Annotated in this window: 14 protein-coding genes; 8 read left to right on the top strand and 6 right to left on the bottom strand. The window is 72.8% G+C overall.

The window, feature by feature from the left end; genetic code table 11:
- Positions 1 to 3: 3 nt before the first annotated feature.
- From ACI2K4_RS16585 to ACI2K4_RS16575, 3 genes are read right to left on the bottom strand one after another with little or no spacing between them, the layout of a single operon-like run.
- The gene (locus ACI2K4_RS16585; RefSeq protein ID WP_404512167.1) at positions 4 to 1722 is read right to left on the bottom strand and encodes a hypothetical protein; all 1719 of its coding nucleotides are present in this window, start codon (positions 1720 to 1722) and stop codon (positions 4 to 6) included.
- Positions 1715 to 4969, bottom strand: a complete 3255-nt coding sequence (locus tag ACI2K4_RS16580) for a bifunctional [glutamine synthetase] adenylyltransferase/[glutamine synthetase]-adenylyl-L-tyrosine phosphorylase (RefSeq protein WP_404512166.1) — start codon at positions 4967 to 4969, stop codon at positions 1715 to 1717. Before ACI2K4_RS16580 ends, ACI2K4_RS16585 begins: the two co-directional genes overlap by 8 nt.
- Complete coding sequence (locus ACI2K4_RS16575) at positions 4966 to 5745, bottom strand: type 1 glutamine amidotransferase (RefSeq protein WP_404512164.1); 780 nt, start codon at positions 5743 to 5745, stop codon at positions 4966 to 4968. The genes ACI2K4_RS16580 and ACI2K4_RS16575 overlap by 4 nt, the downstream gene beginning before the upstream one ends.
- A gap of 138 nt (positions 5746 to 5883) precedes the next feature.
- Between ACI2K4_RS16575 and ACI2K4_RS16570 the strand changes: the two genes are divergently transcribed.
- Positions 5884 to 6759: an LD-carboxypeptidase gene (locus ACI2K4_RS16570; RefSeq protein WP_404512957.1), complete on the top strand. Its 876-nt coding sequence runs from the start codon at positions 5884 to 5886 to the stop codon at positions 6757 to 6759.
- Between the two features lie 158 nt (positions 6760 to 6917).
- Entirely contained in the window at positions 6918 to 7400 is a 483-nt protein-coding gene (locus ACI2K4_RS16565) for a hypothetical protein (protein WP_404512162.1), read from the top strand.
- Between the two features lie 175 nt (positions 7401 to 7575).
- Here ACI2K4_RS16565 and glnA read toward each other — a convergent pair whose 3' ends face one another.
- Positions 7576 to 8928 carry a type I glutamate--ammonia ligase gene (gene glnA, locus ACI2K4_RS16560; protein WP_404512160.1) on the bottom strand — a complete coding sequence of 451 codons (1353 nt, stop codon included), beginning with the start codon at positions 8926 to 8928 and terminating at the stop codon, positions 7576 to 7578.
- Positions 8929 to 9219: 291 nt separating this feature from the next.
- Here glnA and ACI2K4_RS16555 point away from each other — a divergent pair, with 291 nt between their 5' ends.
- A complete protein-coding gene (locus ACI2K4_RS16555) occupies positions 9220 to 11175 on the top strand; it encodes an NAD+ synthase (protein ID WP_404512158.1) in 1956 nt (651 codons plus the stop codon).
- A gap of 116 nt (positions 11176 to 11291) precedes the next feature.
- The gene (gene panB, locus ACI2K4_RS16550) at positions 11292 to 12167 is read left to right on the top strand and encodes a 3-methyl-2-oxobutanoate hydroxymethyltransferase (RefSeq protein WP_404512156.1); all 876 of its coding nucleotides are present in this window, start codon (positions 11292 to 11294) and stop codon (positions 12165 to 12167) included.
- Between the two features lie 44 nt (positions 12168 to 12211).
- Here panB and npdG read toward each other — a convergent pair whose 3' ends face one another.
- Positions 12212 to 12910, bottom strand: coding sequence for an NADPH-dependent F420 reductase (gene npdG, locus ACI2K4_RS16545; protein WP_404512154.1), 699 nt, complete (start codon positions 12908 to 12910; stop codon positions 12212 to 12214).
- A 41-nt stretch (positions 12911 to 12951) separates the two neighbouring features.
- On the bottom strand, positions 12952 to 14499 hold the full coding sequence (locus ACI2K4_RS16540; protein WP_404512152.1) for an RNB domain-containing ribonuclease: 1548 nt from the start codon (positions 14497 to 14499) through the stop codon (positions 12952 to 12954).
- 155 nt (positions 14500 to 14654) lie between these two features.
- Between ACI2K4_RS16540 and ACI2K4_RS16535 the strand changes: the two genes are divergently transcribed.
- The 4 genes from ACI2K4_RS16535 (at position 14655) to ACI2K4_RS16520 (ending at position 18615) form a co-directional block, all read left to right on the top strand.
- Positions 14655 to 15518: a hypothetical protein gene (locus ACI2K4_RS16535; protein WP_404512150.1), complete on the top strand. Its 864-nt coding sequence runs from the start codon at positions 14655 to 14657 to the stop codon at positions 15516 to 15518.
- A 445-nt stretch (positions 15519 to 15963) separates the two neighbouring features.
- Positions 15964 to 16182: a hypothetical protein gene (locus tag ACI2K4_RS16530; protein WP_404512148.1), complete on the top strand. Its 219-nt coding sequence runs from the start codon at positions 15964 to 15966 to the stop codon at positions 16180 to 16182.
- A gap of 226 nt (positions 16183 to 16408) precedes the next feature.
- Positions 16409 to 17458 (top strand): iron-containing redox enzyme family protein, encoded by a 1050-nt coding sequence (locus ACI2K4_RS16525; RefSeq protein WP_404512146.1) that lies wholly within the window; start codon positions 16409 to 16411, stop codon positions 17456 to 17458.
- Positions 17455 to 18615 carry a glycosyltransferase gene (locus ACI2K4_RS16520; RefSeq protein ID WP_404512144.1) on the top strand — a complete coding sequence of 387 codons (1161 nt, stop codon included), beginning with the start codon at positions 17455 to 17457 and terminating at the stop codon, positions 18613 to 18615. The genes ACI2K4_RS16525 and ACI2K4_RS16520 overlap by 4 nt, the downstream gene beginning before the upstream one ends.
- The last annotated feature ends 95 nt before the right edge of the window (positions 18616 to 18710 follow it).

Below are 18710 nucleotides of genomic sequence, written 5' to 3'. Positions count from 1 at the left end.
GGCTCAGCAGCGCGGCCCGGGATCGAGCAGGTCGCTGCCGAGCCGGTGTTCGCCGGGTGCGGTGACCCGGACCGTGGTCCAGCCGTCCGGGGTCTGTCCCAGGCAGGCGCCCGGCCCGGTCACGGTGAGGAAACGCGACCAGTGCACCCGGACCAGCACCTCGCCCGGGGCATCGGCGACAAAGCTCACCGCGTGCTGGTCGGAGTCGACCAGCCGCCCCGGCGCGCTCACCAGCGGTGACGACTCCGATACGGCGTACAGTCGCCAGTTCGCGTTCCGCCACACCTCACGCAACCCGGGCAACCCCGCGTCGACCAGGGTCGCCTCCTGTCGGGCGTACCGGTCGAGCGGGCTGTCCGGGGCGGACGCGACAAAGCTGACGGCGTTGCGGCGCAGCCAGTCGACGTACTCCGGCGGGTCGAGCCGGTCGCGGTAGAACAGCGGGTTCCGGTCGACGTCGACCTGGCGTTCCCAGCCCCGGGCGAGCGGGGCGGCCGGTGCGACGTACGCCGCTTCCCAGTGGTCACGCAGCGGCACCACCTCGACCCGACCGACCGGGTCGCGCCGGTCCAGTTCGTCCAGGAGCGGCCGGTAGAACCCGGCCTGGTTCTCCCGCGCCCCGGCGTTGGTGAGGTCGCCGACCATCACCGGGTTCTGCCACCAGACCGCCGCCACCAGCAGCGGCACCAGCCAGCGCCAGCGCAGGTCGGCGAAGGCGGCGAGCACCGGCAGCGCGAAGAGCATCGACAGCCGCAGCGCGTTCGAGCCGATCGGGCTCTCCAGGTAGTACGCGCCGACCAGCAGCAGGGCGGTCAGCCCGGCACCGATCCGGATCACCGGCCAGCGGCGCGGCACGACCACCAGCACCACCAGCGCCAGCACCACGTTCGTCCGCATCGAGGGGAAGCTGTACGGCTGCACCCCGCCGTTGCCGAACAGCAGCGCCATCGGGGCCAGCGCCACCGCCGGGGCGAGACAGAGCACCAACGTGCCGACCAGGTGTCGCCCGGTACGCCAGCGCACCGGCCGCCATCGCCCGGACCGCCGTACGCCGGCCGGTGGTGGCCCCGGGCGCACCGGGCGGCGCAGGTTGGCCAGGAGCGCGGCGCCACCGGCCAGGCCGACGAAGAGTCCCGCGACCGGGCTGGCCCAGGTCGCCAACGCGGCCAGCACCCCGGCCGCCACCAGCCAGCCAACCCGGGCACGTCGCCGGCCCTCACCGCCGGCCGCCAGCACCGCGCAGAGGGCGAGCAGGCCGAGCAGGAGCCCGACGGCGAAGGTGATCCGGCCGCTGACCAGGTTGCCGACCAGCACCACCGCACCGAGCAGCGCACCGAGCAGCGGGCGCCGGGCACCGGCCCGGACCAGCAACCAGGCGAACGCCAGCGCCGACCCGACCGCCGCGACCGCGCCGAGCACGCGTACGCCGAGCGTGGCGCCGAGGGCGGCGGTGAAGAGGCTGTAGCCGAACTGGTTGATCCCGCCGTACCAGCCGAGGTCGATCGGGGTGGCGCCGTACCGGTCGACAAAACCGGCCCGCGCCACCTGGGCGGCCAGGTCGGTGCCCATGGTCGGGGCGAGCAGGAACCCGACCGCCAGCAGCAGCCCGGCCAGCCCGGCAAGTTGCACCGGCCCGGCCGGTCGCGCCGGCCCGCCCGCGCCCAACCGGCCAGCCGCGGCAGGGGCCGGGCCGGTCACCGCCGGACGGCGCCGGTCAGGCATCGAGTACGCGCTCCACCGCGGCCCGGGAGCGCCGCGCGGTACGCAGGTACTCGTCGAGCCACTCGCCGGGGTCGTCGCCGCCGAGCAGTCGCACCACACCGGCCAGCTCCACTCCGTGCCGGGGCAGTTGGTCGCCGGCCCGGCCCCGGACCAGCATCAACGCGTTGCGTACCCGGGCGGCGAGGGTCCAGCCGGCGGCCATGACGTCCGCGTCGGCCGGGTCGATCAGCCCGGCGTCGCGGGCGGCGGCGAGCGCGTCGAGGGTACGGGTGTCGCGCAGCTCCGGTATCTGCCCGGCGTGCCGGAGCTGGACGAGTTGCACCGCCCACTCCACATCGGCCAGTCCGCCCCGGCCAAGCTTGGTGTGGGTGGCCGGGTCGGCGCCCCGGGGCAACCGCTCGGTCTCCACCCGGGCCTTGATCCGCCGGATCTCGGTCACCTGGGCCCGGGTCAGGCCGTGTTCCGGGTAACGCACCGGGTCGACCATCAGCTCGAACTCGCGACCGAGGTCGGCGTCGCCGCAGACGTACCGGGCGCGCAGCAGCGCCTGCGCCTCCCACACCTTCGACCAGCGGGCGTAGTACTGCTGGTAGGCGGCGAGGCTGCGGACCAGCGGCCCCTGGCGGCCCTCCGGGCGCAGGTCGGCGTCGACGCCGAGCGGTGGGTCGGGTGCGGGCATGCCGAGCAGTCGGCGCAGTTCCTCGGCTACGGCGTGCGCGGCGGCACTGGCCTCGCTCTCCGAGGCCCCGGCCGGCGGGTCGTAGACGAACAGCACGTCGGCGTCGGAGAAGTAGTTCTGTTCGTAGCCGCCGAGCCGGCCCATGCCGATGACGGCGAACCGCAACCCGGGCAGTTCCGGCACGACTGCACGGGCGACCTGGAGCGCGCCGGCCAGGGTCGCGTCGGTCACCGCGCTCAGCGCCGCCCCGGTGGCGGTGACGGCGACCTCGCCGACCCGGGACGGTTCGAGTTGTTCGTCCGCGAGTGGTGCCGGGGCGAGCGGCCCGGCGCTGCGCAGCGCGTCGGCACAGGCGATCCGGATCAGCTCGCGGCGGCGCAGGGCCCGTACCGCGCCGATCGCGGCGGTCGGGTCGGCCGCGTCGGTGCCGCGTCCGGGCAGGTGCCGGCTGGCGGCGGCGGTGACCCCATCGCGCAGCACCGCCGGGTCGCGCGGAACGAGTTCGGTGTCGTCGGCGAGCAGCCGTAGCGACTCCGGGTCCCGGGCGAGCAGGTCGGCGACGTACCGGGAGAGGGCGAGGGTACGGGCGAGCCGGCGGGCGACCGGCCCCTCGTCGCGGAGCAGTCGCAGGTACCACGGGGTGCCGCCGAGCTTGTCCGAGACCTGGCGGTAGTTGAGCAGTCCCCGGTCCGGCTCGGGCGCGTCGGCGAACTCCTGGAGCAGCACCGGCAACAGGGTGCGCTGGATCGCGGCGGTCCGGCTCACCCCGCCGATGAGTGCCTGGAGGTGTTGCAGCGCGCGGTTGGGGTCGCCGAAGCCGAGGATCTCCAGCCGGTGCTTGGCCGCCTCCGGGGTCAGTCGCAGCCCGTCGGCGGAGACCCGGGCGACCGCCTCCAGCAGCGGCCGGTAGAAGATCTTGACGTGCAGCCGGCGTACCTCGCTGGCGTGGCTGACCCAGTCGGCCCGGAACGCCTCGACCGCGTCCCGTTCGGGGGTGGCGGTGTAACCGAGCGCGTGCGCCAGCCAGCGCAGCCCCTGCGGCTCGGCCGGCACGGTGTGCGTACGCCGCAGTCCCTGGAGTTGCAGCCGGTGCTCGACCGAGCGCAGGAACCGGTAGCCACGCAGCAGCGACTCCCCGTCGGCCCGCCCGACGTAACCCCCGGCGACCAGTGCCCGCAGCGCCGGGATGGTGCCACTGGAACGCAGCGACTCGTCGCCCCGTCCGTGCACCAGTTGCAGCAACTGGATCGCGAACTCGATGTCGCGCAGCCCACCCGAACCCCGCTTGATCTCGCGATCCAACTCCCGGGCCGGGATGTTGTCGATGATGCGCCGACGCATCGCCCGTACGTCCTCGACCGCCTCCGGCCGCTCGGCGGCGGTCCAGACCAGCGGCGCGAGTTGGTCGATCCACTCCCGGGCCAGGGCCAGGTCACCGGCGGACGGGCGGGCCTTGAGCAGCGCCTGGAACTCCCAGGTGCGGGCCCAGCGCCGGTAGTAGGCGAGGTGACTGGCGAGGGTGCGGACCAGCGGTCCCCGGCTCCCCTCGGGACGCAGCGCGGCGTCGACCGGCCAGGCGACCAGCCCGCAGATGTGGATCAGCCGGGTGGCGACGGTGGTCGCCGCGCCGAGATCCTCGTCGGTGCCGGCGACGAAGATGACGTCGACGTCGGAGACGTAGTTCAGCTCCCCGCCACCGCACTTGCCCATGGCCACCACGGCCAGCCGGGGCACCGCCGTGCCGGCGGGCAGTTCCGCCACGGCGACGTCGTAGGCGGCGGTCAGGGTGGCGTCGGCGAGCGCGGAGAGCGCGGCCATCGTCTGCTCCAGGCCCTGCCCGCCGGTCAGGTCGGCCGCCGCGATCCGCAACAGCGCCAACCGGTACGCCCGCCGCAGCGCGGCCACCACCGGCAGCGGCGGCAGCACCGGCGGCTCCAGTGCCGGCCCGGCCCGGCCCGCGACCGTCCCACCCGGTGCCGGTGCCGGTGCCGGTGCCGGTGCCGGTGCGGATGCCGATGCCGGTGCTGCTGCTGCCGGTGCCGGTGCCGGTGCCGGTGCCGGTGCCGCGCCGATCGGCGCGGTCCGGTTCGCCGGGGCGGTCGAGGGTGGCAGCAGGCCGTCCAGGCCGTCGCGCAGGGTGCCGTCGGCGCGCGGCGCCAACCCGTCCGCCCCGGTGGCGAGCACCCGCCACTGGTCCGGGTTGGCCACCAGGTGGTCACCGAGCGCGGACGAGGCCCCGAGCACCGCCACCAGCCGCCGCCGCAGGCCCGGGTCGTCGTAGAGGGCGCGGAGCAGGACCGATTCCGGCCCGGCGTCCGGGGCGGCGACCCGCCGTTCCGCCTCGACCAGCCGGTGCAACTGGCGCAGTGCCAGGTCGGCGTCGGCGGCCCGGGACAGCGTCTGGATCAGGTCGGCGGCGTGGCCGTCGACCGGCTCCTGGGCGGTGGTCTCCCAGAGCCCGAGTCCGGTCGGCCCGAGCAGGTCGGCCGCGCGCGAGCCGTGGTCGCCGTCGGCGCTGCCGAAGCCGTACCGGGCCAGCCGGGTGCGCGCACTGGTCGGTCTGGTCAACGCGGCTCCTGCGGCCCGAGCAGCGGCAGGTCCCGCCGGGGCGACGGTACGTCCAGTTCGCCCTGGGCCAGGGCGGCGAAGCGTACGGCGAACGGCTGCCAGACCTCCTCGACGTCGGCCATCACCGCGTCGGCGGCGGCGATCACCGCGTCCCGGTCGTAGCCGAGTTGGTCCAGGAGGGTCGGGTCCTCGGCCCATCCGGCGACCATCGCGGTGTCGGCCTCGATGTGGAACTGCAACGCCCAGGCCCGGTCGCCGAGCCGGAACGCCTGGTGCGGGTAGCGGGTCGAGGCGGCGAGCAGCACCGCGCCGCGCGGCAGCTCGGTGATCTCGTCCTGGTGCCACTGGACCACGTCCGGAATCAGCGGCACCCACTTGAACAGCGGGTCGCCGTCGGCGGCGTCGCGTTTGCCGACCACGCCCGGCCCCACCTCCGGCCCGGCCTCGCTGAGCGCGACCGTGCCGGCGTGCGCGGTGGCGAGCAGTTGCGCGCCGAGGCAGACGGCCAGGGTGGGCAGGTGGTGCCGTACCGCCTTGCGCAGCAGCCCCTCCAGCGCCGGGAACCAGGGCGCGTCCGGGCTGCCGTCGGGCAGCGGGTACGCCTGCTGCCGACCGCCGAGCACGATCAGCGCCTCGAAGCCGGTCAGCTCCCCCGGCAGGGCGTCCCCGGCGTACGGACGCAGTACGTGCAGGTCGAGGCCGGCCTCGGTCAGCCACTCCCCCAGCCGTCGGAGGTCGTCCTTCGGGTCATTCTCGATCACCAGCGCGGTTGCCACGACGTCGAGGCTATCCGGTGCCCGAAGATGATCCGGATAGGCTGGCACCCCGTGACCGACGTCCGACCCGTGACCACCGTCCCGCTGGTGCGGGCCCAGCCCGTACGCCCGGCCGCCCTGCGCCCCGGTGACCAGGTGATGCTGGTCTCGCCCTCCGGCCCGACCAACCCGGAGCGGATGGTCCGGGGGCTGGAACTTCTCGCCGGCTGGGGACTGCGGCCGGTGCTGGCACCGCACGCGTACGCCCGCCAGGGTTACCTGGCCGGGTCCGACGAGTCGCGCGCCGCCGACATCAACGCCGCCTTCGCCGACCCGGAGGTACGCGGCATCGTCTGCACCCGGGGCGGCTACGGCGCGCAGCGGATGGTCGACGCGATCGACATGGCGGCGGTCCGCGCCGACCCGAAGGTGGTGGCCGGTTTCTCCGACATCACCGCGTTGCAGCTCGCGCTCTGGCGCGGCGCCCGGCTCGCCAGCGTGCACGGTCCGGGTGCGGCCTGGCTGGACCAGCGCACCCCGGAAAACTCCGCCGAGTCGCTGCGCCGGGCGCTGATGACGACCGAGCCGGCGACACTCAGCCGGTTGCCGGAGGAGGAGACGGCCTCGGTGGTCGTGCCGGGTGTGGCGAGCGGACCGCTGATCGGCGGCAACCTCTGTCTGGTCGTGGCGACGCTCGGCACCCCGGACATGCCCGACCTGACCGGGGCGATCCTGCTGATCGAGGACGTCGGGGAGCCGCCGTACAAGGTGGACCGGATGCTCACCCAGCTCCGGCGTACCGGGGTGCTGGCCGGGGTCGCCGGGGTGGCGGTGGGCCAGTTCACCGACTGCGCGGACGGCTGGGCGGTGAGCGTCGCCGACGTGATCGCCGAACGCCTCGGTGACCTGGGTGTTCCGGTTCTCGGCGGGCTGCCGATCGGGCACGGTCACGGGCAGCTCACCGTCGCTGTCGGTACGTCGGCCACCCTGGACGCCACCGCCGGCACCCTGACCGTCTCGTCCGCCGTACGCTGACCTCCGCCGCGCCAACACCATCACCTTGCCCGATTTATGCGCTCAATTCGGTTTTCATGACTGATTCACAGGCTGCGCATAGGTTCGGCACGGTGTTCGTCCAGGCCGGTGAGCGACGGTGGACCGGTCAGATTCACCAATGCGAGACGGGGGTTTCGATGTTGAGGAACATTTCCAGGAAGACCGCGCTCGGCGGGCTGGCTGCCGCCGGCGCGCTGGCGGTCGGGATCGCGGTGCCGACCGTCGCGTTCGCCGACGACCCCACCCCGGCACCGTCGTCGAGCGCGACCACCGCGCCCGCGCCGGCCACCGACGACCAGGGCGGCAAGCCGGCCGCCGCCGGTCGCGGCGCGTTCGCCGAGGATTTGGCCAAGGAGCTGGGCATCCCCACCGACAAGGTGACGGCGGCCCTGGACAAGGTGCGCGAGCAGCACCGTTCCGACGCCAAGCCGGAAAACTGGAAGCCGGGCGAGAAGGGCGCCGACTGGAAGGCCAGGATCCAGGAGCGGCTGGACCAGGCGGTCAAGGACGGCAAGCTGACCCAGGCGCAGGCCGACGCGATCAAGGCGGCGCTCGACGCCAACGTACTGCCGGGCGGCTTCGGCGGCCACTGGCGCGGCGGCCCGGGACAGCCGAAGTAACACCCCGCCCAAGGCAAGACCTCGGCCCGGAAACAGCACCCTCACGCTGTTTCCGGGCCGTCCACCGTCCCCACCCACCCCTCTCCCGCCCCGTCGATCGTGAAGTTGTCGCAGAGATTCGATAAAGAACCATGCGACAACTTCATGAGCAACGGGGTGAGGGGGTGGGGGTGGGTCAGAGGGCGCCGAGGTAGCGCTGGCGCTCGTACGGGGTGACCTCGCGGCGGTACTGCTCCCACTCGGCGCGCTTGTTACGCAGGAAGAAGTCGAAGACGTGCTCGCCGAGCACCTCGGCGACCAGTTCCGAACCGGCCATCACCTCGATCGCCTCGGAGAGGTTCTCCGGCAGCGCTTCGTACCCCATGGCCTTGCGCTCGGCGTTGGAGAGCGACCAGACGTCGTCCTCGGCCCCCGGCGGCAGCTCGTAGCCCTCCTCGATGCCCTTGAGCCCGGCGCCGAGCAGCACCGCGAAGGCGAGGTACGGGTTGGTCGCCGAGTCGAGCGAACGCACCTCGACCCGGGCCGAGTTCGGCTTGCCGTACGCCGGGACCCGGACCAGCGCGGACCGGTTCAGGTGCCCCCAGCAGACGTACGCCGGGGACTCGGTGATCCGGTCCGGCAGGGCCTGCGGGAAGAGCCGCTTGTACGAGTTGACCCACTGGTTGGTGACCGCAGTGTACTCGCGGGCGTGCACCAGCAGCCCGGCGATGAAGGCGCGGGCCACCTTGGAGAGCTTCGACGGGTCGCTGCCGTCGTGGAAGGCGTTGCGCTCCCCCTCGAACAGCGACAGGTGGGTGTGCATCCCGCTGCCCGGCTGGTCGGTGAAGGGCTTCGGCATGAAGCTGGCCTGGACCCCGGTGGAGAGCGCCACCTCCTTGATCACGTGCCGGAAGGTCATGATGTTGTCGGCGGTGGTGAGCGCGTCGGCGTAGCGCAGGTCGATCTCCTGCTGGCCGGGGGCGACCTCGTGGTGGCTGAACTCGACCGAGATGCCGATCCGCTCCAGCGACAGCACCGCCTGCCGGCGGAAGTCGCGGGCGATGGCGTGGGTGGTGTGCTCGAAGTAGCCACCGGCGTCGACCGGGACCGGCACCGAGCCGTCGTTGGGGCCGTTTTCGAGCAGGAAGAACTCGATCTCGGGGTGGGTGTAGAAGGTGAAGCCCTTCTCCGCCGCCCGGGACAGCGCGCGGCGCAGCACGTGGCGCGGGTCGGCCCAGGAGGGGGTGCCGTCGGGGAGCAGGATGTCGCAGAACATCCGGGCGCTCTCGCCGCTGACGCCGCCCTCGAACGGGAAGACCTGGAACGTGGTCGGGTCGGGCATGGCGACCATGTCGGACTCGAAGACGCGGGCGAAGCCCTCGATCGCGGAACCGTCGAAGCCGATCCCCTCCTCGAAGGCGGCCTCAAGTTCGGCCGGCGCGACCGAGACGCTCTTCAGCGTGCCGAGCACGTCGGTGAACCACAACCGGACGAAACGGATGTCGCGCTCTTCCAGGGTACGGAGCACGAACTCCTGCTGACGGTCCACTTCTACCCCTCGTGACACTCCTGCTCGACCTGGCCAGCCGACCCCCGACCTAGCGGACCAGTCTTACCCGACCTCGTTACGCCGACGTTACGTGATCTCCGTCGCGCCCGCCGCGCCGGGACGCCTCCTGTCCCGTTCATGGTTGTCCATCCCCAAAGATACGAGGACAAGCGTTTTCCAGCAGCCCCCGTGCGCAATCCGACGCCGGGTCGGCCAGGTCCACGGTGCCGCGCCGGGACGGCTTACACCCCGGCCCGAGCGGGCGGCCCGGCTGCGCGGTTAGATGAGGACATGCCCATCCTGCGCCTCGCCCTCGCCCAGGTGAACCCCACCGTCGGAGACCTCGACGGCAACGCCGAGACGGTACGCCGCACCACCCGTACGGCACGCTCGGCCGGCGCGCAGGTCGTCGTCTTCCCGGAGATGATGCTGACCGGCTACCCGGTCGAGGACCTGGTGTTCCGCAAGTCCTTCGTGACCGCCTCGCAGCACGCGCTGCGCCGACTCGCCGCCGACCTCGACGCCGACGGCCTGGGCGACGTGCCGGTGCTGCTCGGTTACCTGGACTCGGACGAGTTCGGCGAAACCGCCGACGGGGGCACGGCGCAGCACCCGCAGACCGCCTCCGGCGCCGGGCCGACCCGGACCCGGGGGCCGCGCAACGCGCTCGCCGTTCTGCACCGGGGCGCGGTGGTCGCCACCTACTTCAAGCACCACCTGCCCAACTACGGCGTCTTCGACGAGGACCGGTATTTCCTGCCCGGGGACACCCTCACCGTGGTCCGGCTCGGCGGGGTCGACGTCGGCCTGACCATCTGCGAGGACCTGTGGCAGACCGGGGGGCCGTTCGCGGTCGCCCGGCAGGCCGGGGTCGGGCTGGTCGTGAACATCAACGGCTCGCCGTACGAGCGGAACAAGGACGACGTACGGCTGCCGCTGGTCCGGCGCCGGGCCGCCGAGGCGGGCGCCACGGTGGCGTACGTCAACATGGTCGGCGGTCAGGACGAGCTGGTCTTCGACGGCGACTCGATGATCGTGGCGGCGAACGGCGAACTGCTCGCCCGCGCCCCGCAGTTCGTCGAGCACCTGCTCGTACACGACCTGGAACTGCCGGCCGCGAACACCGACGCGCCGACCGCCGACCGGACCAGCGCCGCCGGCCCCGCCCTCGGCACCGGGAGCGGGAGTGGGACCGGCACCGGCTTGGGGACGGCCGACGGGGACGCGGCCGTCGGTGAGGTGGTCACCTCGGTCGAGACCACCGACGAGGTCGCCGCCGGTGGCAGGTACGCCGCCGCCGGTGGCCGTACCACCATGCGGATCGCCCGGGTGGCGGTCGGCGACGCGCTGCCCGCGCCCACCGGACCGGCCGCCGACGCCCGCGTCGCCGAGCGGGTCGGCGACGAGGCGGAGGTCTGGGCCGCGCTCGTGCTCGGGCTGCGCGACTACGTCAACAAGAACGGCTTCCCGTCGGTCGTGCTCGGGCTCTCCGGCGGCATCGACTCCGCCGTCGTCGCCACGATCGCGGTCGACGCGCTCGGGCCGGAGCGGGTGGTCGCGGTCTCGCTGCCCAGCCAGCACTCCTCCGAGCACTCCCGGGAGGACGCCGCCGACCTGGCCAAGCGGACCGGGTTGGACTTCCGGGTCGAACCGGTGCAGCCAATGGTCGACGCGTTCCTGGCCAACATGTCGCTCTCCGGTCTGGCGGTGGAGAACCTCCAGGCCCGGGTACGCGGCGTGGTGCTGATGGCGCTGTCGAACCAGGAGGGGCACCTGGTCCTCACCACCGGCAACAAGAGCGAACTGGCGGTCGGTTACTCCACCCTCTACGGCGACTCGGTCGGCGGCTTCAACCCGATCAAGGATGTCTGGAAGTCGCTGGTCTGGAAGCTGGCCAACTGGCGCAACGCGGACGCGCTCACCCGGGGTGAGCAGCCGCCGATCCCGGAGAACTCGATCCGGAAGCCGCCGAGCGCCGAACTGAGCCCGGGACAGCTCGACAGCGACTCGCTGCCGGACTACTCGGTGCTCGACCCGATCCTGGTCGGTTACGTCGACGGCGACCAGGGCCGAGAGGACCTGGTCGCGGCCGGGCACGACCCGGCGGTGCTGGACCGGGTGCTGCGGATGGTGGATACCGCCGAGTACAAGCGCCGCCAGTCGGCGCCGGGCAGCAAAATCAGCATCAAGGCGTTCGGCCGGGACCGCCGGTTGCCGATCACCAACCGGTGGCGGGAGCGCGGCTGAACCGGGCGTACGGTGTGACATCCTCCACTGCGCTCTGACCTGACCCCATAACGTGGTGCGACGATCGACGCGAACCCGGGGACCGCGAGCGCGGCCTCGAGGCGAGAGGAGTCGTGATGTCCGAGTCAGGAGTGAACCCGACGCCGGGGATCGAGCCGGCGGCGACCGAGGTGACCGCCCTGTACGGCGGGACGGCGAGTCGACGCGTCCGTACCCGTGATCTGGTCGCGGCCCGCGAGCGCGGCGAGCGGTGGGCGATGCTCACCTCGTACGACCAGTACACCGCGTCGATCTTCGACCAGGCCGGCATCCCGGTGCTGTTGGTCGGCGACTCGGCGGCCAACAACGTCTTCGGTTACGAGACCACCGTCCCGGTGACCGTGGACGAGTTGCTTCCGCTGGTCCGGGCGGTGGTCCGGGCGACCCGGTACGCGCTGGTCGTCGCCGACCTGCCGTTCGGCTCGTACGAGGAGGGGCCGACCCAGGCGCTGCGGACCGCCGTACGGTTCATGAAGGAGGGCGGCTGCCACGCGGTGAAGCTGGAGGGCGGCCGGCGGGTCGCCGACCAGATCGCCGCGTTGACCACCGCCGGCATCCCGGTGATGGGCCACATCGGCTTCACCCCGCAGAGCGAGCACACCATCGGCGGCTACCGGGTGCAGGGGCGCGGTGACGCGGCCAGCGAGGTGCTGGCCGACGCGCGTGCGGTGGCGGAGGCGGGCGCCTTCTCGGTGGTGCTGGAGATGGTGCCGGGCGAGGTCGCCAAGCGGGTGACCCACGAGGTGGGGATCCCGACGATCGGCATCGGCGCCGGTCCCGACACCGACGCCCAGGTGCTGGTCTGGCAGGACATGGCCGGTCTGCGTACGGGCCGGGCGCCCCGGTTCGTCAAGCGGTACGCCGACCTGTCCGGCGTACTCACCACGGCCACCCGCCAGTTCGCCGCCGAGGTACGCGACGGCGGCTTCCCCGCCGCCGAACACACCTTCTGACCCGCGCCGTACGGGGGTGTGGCGACACACCCCCGGACGGACGGTCAGACGTCGGTGACCCGGATGCCGGCGTGGGCCCGGTAGCGCTTGTTGATGGCGATCAGGTTGGCGGTGAACGCCTCGATCTGGTGCGCGTTGCGCAGCCGTCCGGCGTAGATCCCGCGCATGCCCGGGATCCGGGCGGCGAGCGCCGCGACGATGCCGACCAGTTCCCGTTCCTCGGTACAGATCAGCACGTCCAGGTCGATCCGGTCGATCTCCGGGTCGGCCAGCAGCGGCGCGCTGACGTGGTTGAACGCGGCGCAGACCCGGGACTCCGGCAGCAACGCGGCGGCCTGCTGTACGGCGCTGCCCTCCTCGACCCGCAGCGCGTACGGGCCCTGCTTGTCGAAGCCGAGTGGGTTGACGCAGTCGACCACCACCTTGCCGGCGAGCGGCTCGCGCAGCGCGGCGACGGTGGCGGCGTGCCCGTCCCACGGTACGGCGATGATGACCACGTCGGCGGCGGCGCAGACGGCGGCGTTGTCGTCCCCGGCGATGTCGACGTCGGCCGGGAGCCCGGCGAGGCCGGCGATCTCCTTGGCCGACTGCTCAGCCCGTTCCGCCGACCGGGAGCCGATCAGCACCCGCTGTCCGGCGCGGGCGAACCGGTAGGCCAGCCCCCGCCCCTGATCGCCGGTGCCGCCGATGATGCCGACGGTGAGCCCGGAAACGTCGGGCAGGTCGCTCGCGTCGTATGCCATGCCGTCATCCTGCCAAATCCCGACCGGCGGGAACGGGCCGGTCAGTCGCGGACGAAGAGCACCTTGCGCGCGACCGGGTCGGCACTGACCAGACGGACCCGGACCCGTTCGCCGAGCGGCAGGTCGCCCTCGCAGCGGGCCCGCACCGGCGGGTCGTCGAGCGCGACCGTGCCGCCGGGGCGGCGGGCGGCTCGGCCGGGGCCAGCCGTCGGCTTGCGCGCGGCCGGAACCGCCGGCACCGATACCGACGCGTCGGCATCGGCCGGTCCAGCGGCGCTCGGCGCTGCCGTCGCGCCGCCGGACGCGGTGGCGTTCGCCTGGGACGGGCGGTCGACGTCGAGTACGGCCACCTCGAAGGTCTCCCCCACCCGGTCGGCCAACAACACCGCCTCGGTCAGGTCGACGGCGGCCCGGGTGGCGGCCGAGGCGATCCGGTCGGTGCCGGACATCACGGCGGGCAGTTTCGGCAGCGCGGCACGCGCCCACTGCGGGACCTCGGTGCCGGCGTACAGGGCCAGGCAGACCTCGGTGGCGTACCGGTCGGCGAGGCGGCGCAGCGGGGCGGTCACGTGCGCGTACGCGGCACCGACCCCGCCGTGACCGGGGTCGGCGGGCGGTTCCCCGTCGAAGGCGGTGTAACCCGAGCCGCGCATCAGCTCGGCCGCGTGGTCGAGGAACGCGGCGGCCCGGGGCTGGGCCGGATCGATGGTGGCGAGCACGTGGCCGACGCTGGCGCCGTCCGGCCACTCGATGCCCAGCCCCGCCGCGGCGACCCGCAGCCCGTGCACCGCCTCCGGCTTCGGGCTCGGCATCGTACGCAGCAAGCCAATCCGGCCGGCGAGCATCAGGTCGGCCGCGGCCATCCCGGTGAGCAGGGAGATCTGCGCGTTGTAGTCCTCCATCGGCACCGGCGCCCGGAGCACCAGGCGCCAACCGTCGCCGTCCGGCTCGATGTCCTGCTCCGGCAGCGGCAGGTTGATCGCCCCCCGGTCCAGGCCACGGGCGATCAGCAGTTTGCCGAGTTCGGGCAGGAGTCCGATCGGTTCGGCGAGCCGGCCCGCGTCCGCGTCGGCCTGGACCCCGAGGTAGTCGAGCTTCGCCCGGCTGCGGACCCGGGCCCGTTCCAGGTCGACCGAGACGGTGCCCCCGTCGGCGTCGAGGTCGATGGTCCAGACCACGGCGGCGCGCTCGACGTCGGGCAGCAGGCTCGCCGCGCCCTCGCTGAGCGTCGTCGGGTGCAGTGGGATGTTGCCGTCGGGCAGGTAGACGGTCTGCCCCCGGCGCCATGTCTCGGCGGCGAGTTCGCCGTCCGGGCGGACGTGGGCGGCCACGTCGGCGATCGCGTACCGCACCCGGTATCCGCCGCCGGGTCGCCGGCTCAGGCACATCGCCTGGTCCAGATCGCGTGAGCTGGCCGGGTCGATGGTGACGAACGGGATGTCGGTCCGGTCGGCGGCCGGTCTCGGGCCGGCGGCGGCGGACTCGTCGGCCTCGCGTTGCGCCGCGAGCGGGAACCGTGTCGGCAGTTCCAGTTCGCGGCGCAACGCGCTGAAGTCGATGCGGGGCGCCACTACACGTCGGATCACCACGGATCATTCCTATCAGCGTGGCGCCAGCGCGGGCAGGGCGCCCGGCATCGTTCGGTCAGCCGGCCGCCTTGCGGACGGTGGCCCGCGTCGACTTCTTGGCCGGAGCCTTACGCGCGGCGACCTTCTTGGCGGGCGCCTTGCGCGCGGTGATCTTCTTGGCCGGCGTACCCGCGGTGGTGCGGGTGCCCGCCTTCTTCGCGGTCGTCTTCTTGGTCGCGCCGACCGTGCTCTTCCTCGCCCCGGTGGCCGCGCGCGAGGTGGTCGACTTCGCGGTGGTGGCCTTCCTCGCCGGGGCCTTCTTCGCCGTGGCCCGGGTGCCCGGAGCCGTCGACCGGGCCGCGGTGGTCTTCTTCGCCGGGGCCTTCTTGGCGGGCGCCTTCTTCGCCGTGCTCCGCGCTCCCACGGTCTTCTTCACCGCGGACCTGGTGCCGGTGGCCTTGGTCGCGGTGGACCTGGTCCCGGTGGACCTGGCCGCCGTCGTGCGCTTGGCGGGCGCCTTCTTCGCGGCCTTCTTCACCGCACCCGCGGCTCGGGTCGCCGCCGAGGTCGCCTTCTTCCGGGCGGTGGTGGCCTTCGACGCCACGGTCTTCTTCGCCGTCGTCGACTTGGCCGCGGCCTTCTTCGCCGGGGCCTTCTTCGCCGGAGCCTTCTTGGCCGCCGCCGGTCGGGTCGCCGACGTACGGGTTGCCGCGCCGGTGCTCTTGCGCGCCGCCGTGGTCTTCTTCGCGCCGGTGGTGCTACGTGCCGCCGTGGTCTTCTTCACGCCGGTGCGTTTGGCAGCCGGGCGGCTGGTGGCCTTTGATGCTTCGGCCATCTGGGTCCTCCTTGCGGGACATGCTCTCGGGGGTCTCCTGGTGGAGACCGCGGAGTACTTCGACGACGCGGGCTCTGTGCCGCGCCGCTACCTCTCCTCCCCGGCCCAACGGGCATCCTCGGCGTCCCACTCCTCGTTGCGTTGCCGGACCTTCTCCAGCGCGTGCTCCGCGTCATGGGCCGAGGCGTACGGCCCGAGGACGTAACGCGCCGCACAAACGTCGGCGTCCGTCTCGACCCGGTGGTGTCGCAGGCACCAGTAGTACCTTTCACCACTTCCGCTGTCGCTCATGTGATAACTGTGCACCGCAAAGTAACTACAGCGCTACCTTTTCGCACAAAAAGTCGGAGTCTTCTCCACAATAGACCCGGTTTGTTTCCGCAGGTGAGGAATCTGCGGAGACAACTCCTTTCCGGAAAATGCTTGTCAGGAAAGGGAATCGAGTCACGTTGACGGTCCGAGCGGGTCCGGCGACGGTCGGTCCGGAGCTGGAAAAAAATATTTGACGCGATCAGCCTCCACGGCCGTGTCGGCGTCCCCGAACGGCTCTCCGGCCCGCCCCGGTGCCGTCCGGGTGCCGTCCCGCCCCGACCGCCGGATCGGCTGGTCGGCTGATGGTCGATGTCGCCGGCCGGTCAGATCATCGGGTCATGCCCGGCTACGAGTACGCGGAAATCGTCGCCCAGTGTGCGCTGCACGGTCCGGCCGTGGTGCGGGAGTGGATCGACTCGGACGGCCGTACACACCCGCTCGGCAAAATCCATCCCGTCGCCCTGCTGACCGCGTGGTCGGCCGAGGGTTGGGACCTCGTCACCGCCACCACCTACGGCAACCTGCGCGTCTACACGGTGCGTCGACCGATGGAATGAACCGCACGGACGAACCAGGCAGACGAACCAGGAGACTGACCAGGCAGACGAACCAGGCGGGTCAGCCTGGCAGTCGAACCGGGCCGGGCCTGGCGACGTGAGTGTTCGAACCGACGCCACCGCCGGGAGCCGACCGCGCGTGGTTTGACCGGCCGCGCGACGGGCATCTCCGGGCATCGTCACCGTCAGGGGGGCCAGTGTCCGACACAGCGGAGTGGGCAGCCGGATGAGACTTCCCGTAGCCCGTGGTCCGGCCTCGGCGATGCTGGTCGAGGCGCTCTCGGGCGTACCGGCGCGGACGACGTTCGACGTCACCGAACTGTGGGACGCCGACCGGTCGGACGACGGGGGACGCGCCTCCGGGACCAACGCCGACGCCGATCCGATCCGGGACGAGGATCTGCAACTGTTCCTCTTCACCTGTTACGAGTTGCACTACCGGGGCTTCGACGGTGTCGACGAACGGTGGGAGTGGGACCCGTCGCTGCTCGCCGTACGCGCGGTGGCGGAACAGCGGTTCGAGTCGGCGCTGCGTCGCCTGGTGGGACCGCTGGCGGCGGTGGAGCCGGACGACGTACCCCGGGCTCTGACCTCGCTGGTGGCCGACGACGACGGGCCGTCGCTCGCGACCGAACTGCACCGGCGGGGTGACCTGGCGCGGTTCCGGGAGTTTGTCACCCAACGTTCCGTCTACCACCTGAAGGAGGCCGATCCGCACACCTGGGGCATCCCCCGGCTCGGCGGCGAGACCAAGGCGGCGCTGGTCGAGATCCAGATGGACGAGTACGGCCGGGGCCGGTTGTCCCGGATGCACGCCGAACTCTTCCGCGACACGATGCGCTGGCTCGGGCTGGACAGCGACTACGGCGCGTACGTCGACGCGGTCCCGGCGGTCACCCTGGCGGCCAACAATCTCATCTCCCTGTTCGGCCTGCACCGTCGCTGGCGGGGTGCGCTGCTCGGCCACCTCGCCGCCTTCGAGATGACCTCGTCGCTACCGAACCGCCGGTACGGCGACGCGCTGCGCCGGCTCGGCGGGACGCCCGGGGCGACCCGGTTCTACGACGAGCACGTCGAGGCCGACGCGGTGCACGAGCAGATCGCGGCGTACGACCTGTGCGGTTCGTTCGCGCTGACCGAACCGGCCCGCGCGTCGGACGTACTCTTCGGCGCCGCCTGCTGCCTGGCGCTCGACCGGCTGGTTGCCGAGCACGTGCTGTCGAGTTGGGCGGCCGAGCGTTCCTCGTTGCGGCTACCGCTGGCGCTGGGGCATTGAGCCCGGCCGCCCGTACCGGTCCGGATCCGGCGACCCCACCGGCCGAACCGAAGGCACCGTTGGCCGGACCGGTGTCCGCGCTGGCGGCCGAACCAGCGACGGCGCCGCCGGCCGTGCCGGTGGCCGAACCGGTGGCCGTGGCGGTGGCCGAACCGGTCCGGGTCCCGGTGGCCGGACCGGTGTTCGGGGCCGCACCCGGCCGACTCCCGGTCGAGTACGTCCTGCCGCTGCGCTGGTCGGACGAGGAGGGCTGTGCGGAGCTGACCGACTACCTGCGCTGGTTGTCCGCACGGGTCTCGGTGACCGTGGTCGACGGTTCGCCGCCGGAGCTGTTCGCCCGGCACGCGCGGCGCTGGGCGACCCTGGTCCGGCACCTCACCCCGGACCCGACGCTGCACTTCCTCAACGGCAAGGTGAACGGCGTGCTGACCGGCGTGCACCTGGCCCGCCACGAACGGATCGTCGTCGCCGACGACGACGTGCGCTACGACGAGGAGGCGTTGCGCGTGGTGCACCGGCTGCTCGCGCACGCCGATCTCGTACGCCCGCAGAACTACTTCGACCCGCTGCCCTGGCACGCTTGCTGGGACACCGGACGTACCCTGCTCAACCGGGCGTTCGGCGCGGACTACCCGGGCACCTTCGGGCTGCGCCGCTCGACCGTGCTGGCGATGGGCGGCTACGACGGAGACGTACTCTTCGAGAACCTGGAGCTGCTCCGCACCGTACGCGGATTCGGTGGTGTCGAGGCATGCCCGCCGGACCTCTACGTCCGTCGCCTGCCGCCGACCGCCGGCCGGTTCTGGTCCCAACGGGTACGTCAGGCGTACGACGATTTTGCCGTGCCGCCCCGGATGCTGCTCTTCCTCGCGGTCCTGCCGGCGGCGACCGCGCTGGCGGTGCGCGACCGTCGGGCGCTGCTCGTGGCGGCGGCCGGGGTGGTGGCCCTGGCCGAGCTGGGTCGGCGGGGTCGGGGCGCCCGCGCGGTCTTCCCACTGCGCGGCGCGCTGCTCGCCCCGGCCTGGGTGCTGGAGCGGGCGGTGTGTAGCTGGGCCGCGGTCGGCCTACGCTTCGGCCGCGGCGGTATCCGGTACGCCGACCACCGCATCCGTACCGCCGCGCACAGCCAGCGCCAACTACAAGCCACCCGGCACTGACCCGCCCCCGCCCACCCGTCGTCGTGAACCTCCGCGCGGGCATCGGCGTCGGCATGCACGTCAGCACCGTCAGCCCCGGCGGTGGACATACGCAT

This window comes from Micromonospora sp. NPDC050397 (assembly GCF_044901685.1).
GTDB lineage: Bacteria > Actinomycetota > Actinomycetes > Mycobacteriales > Micromonosporaceae > Micromonospora_G.
This window is presented reverse-complemented; position numbering and strand designations above follow the sequence as displayed.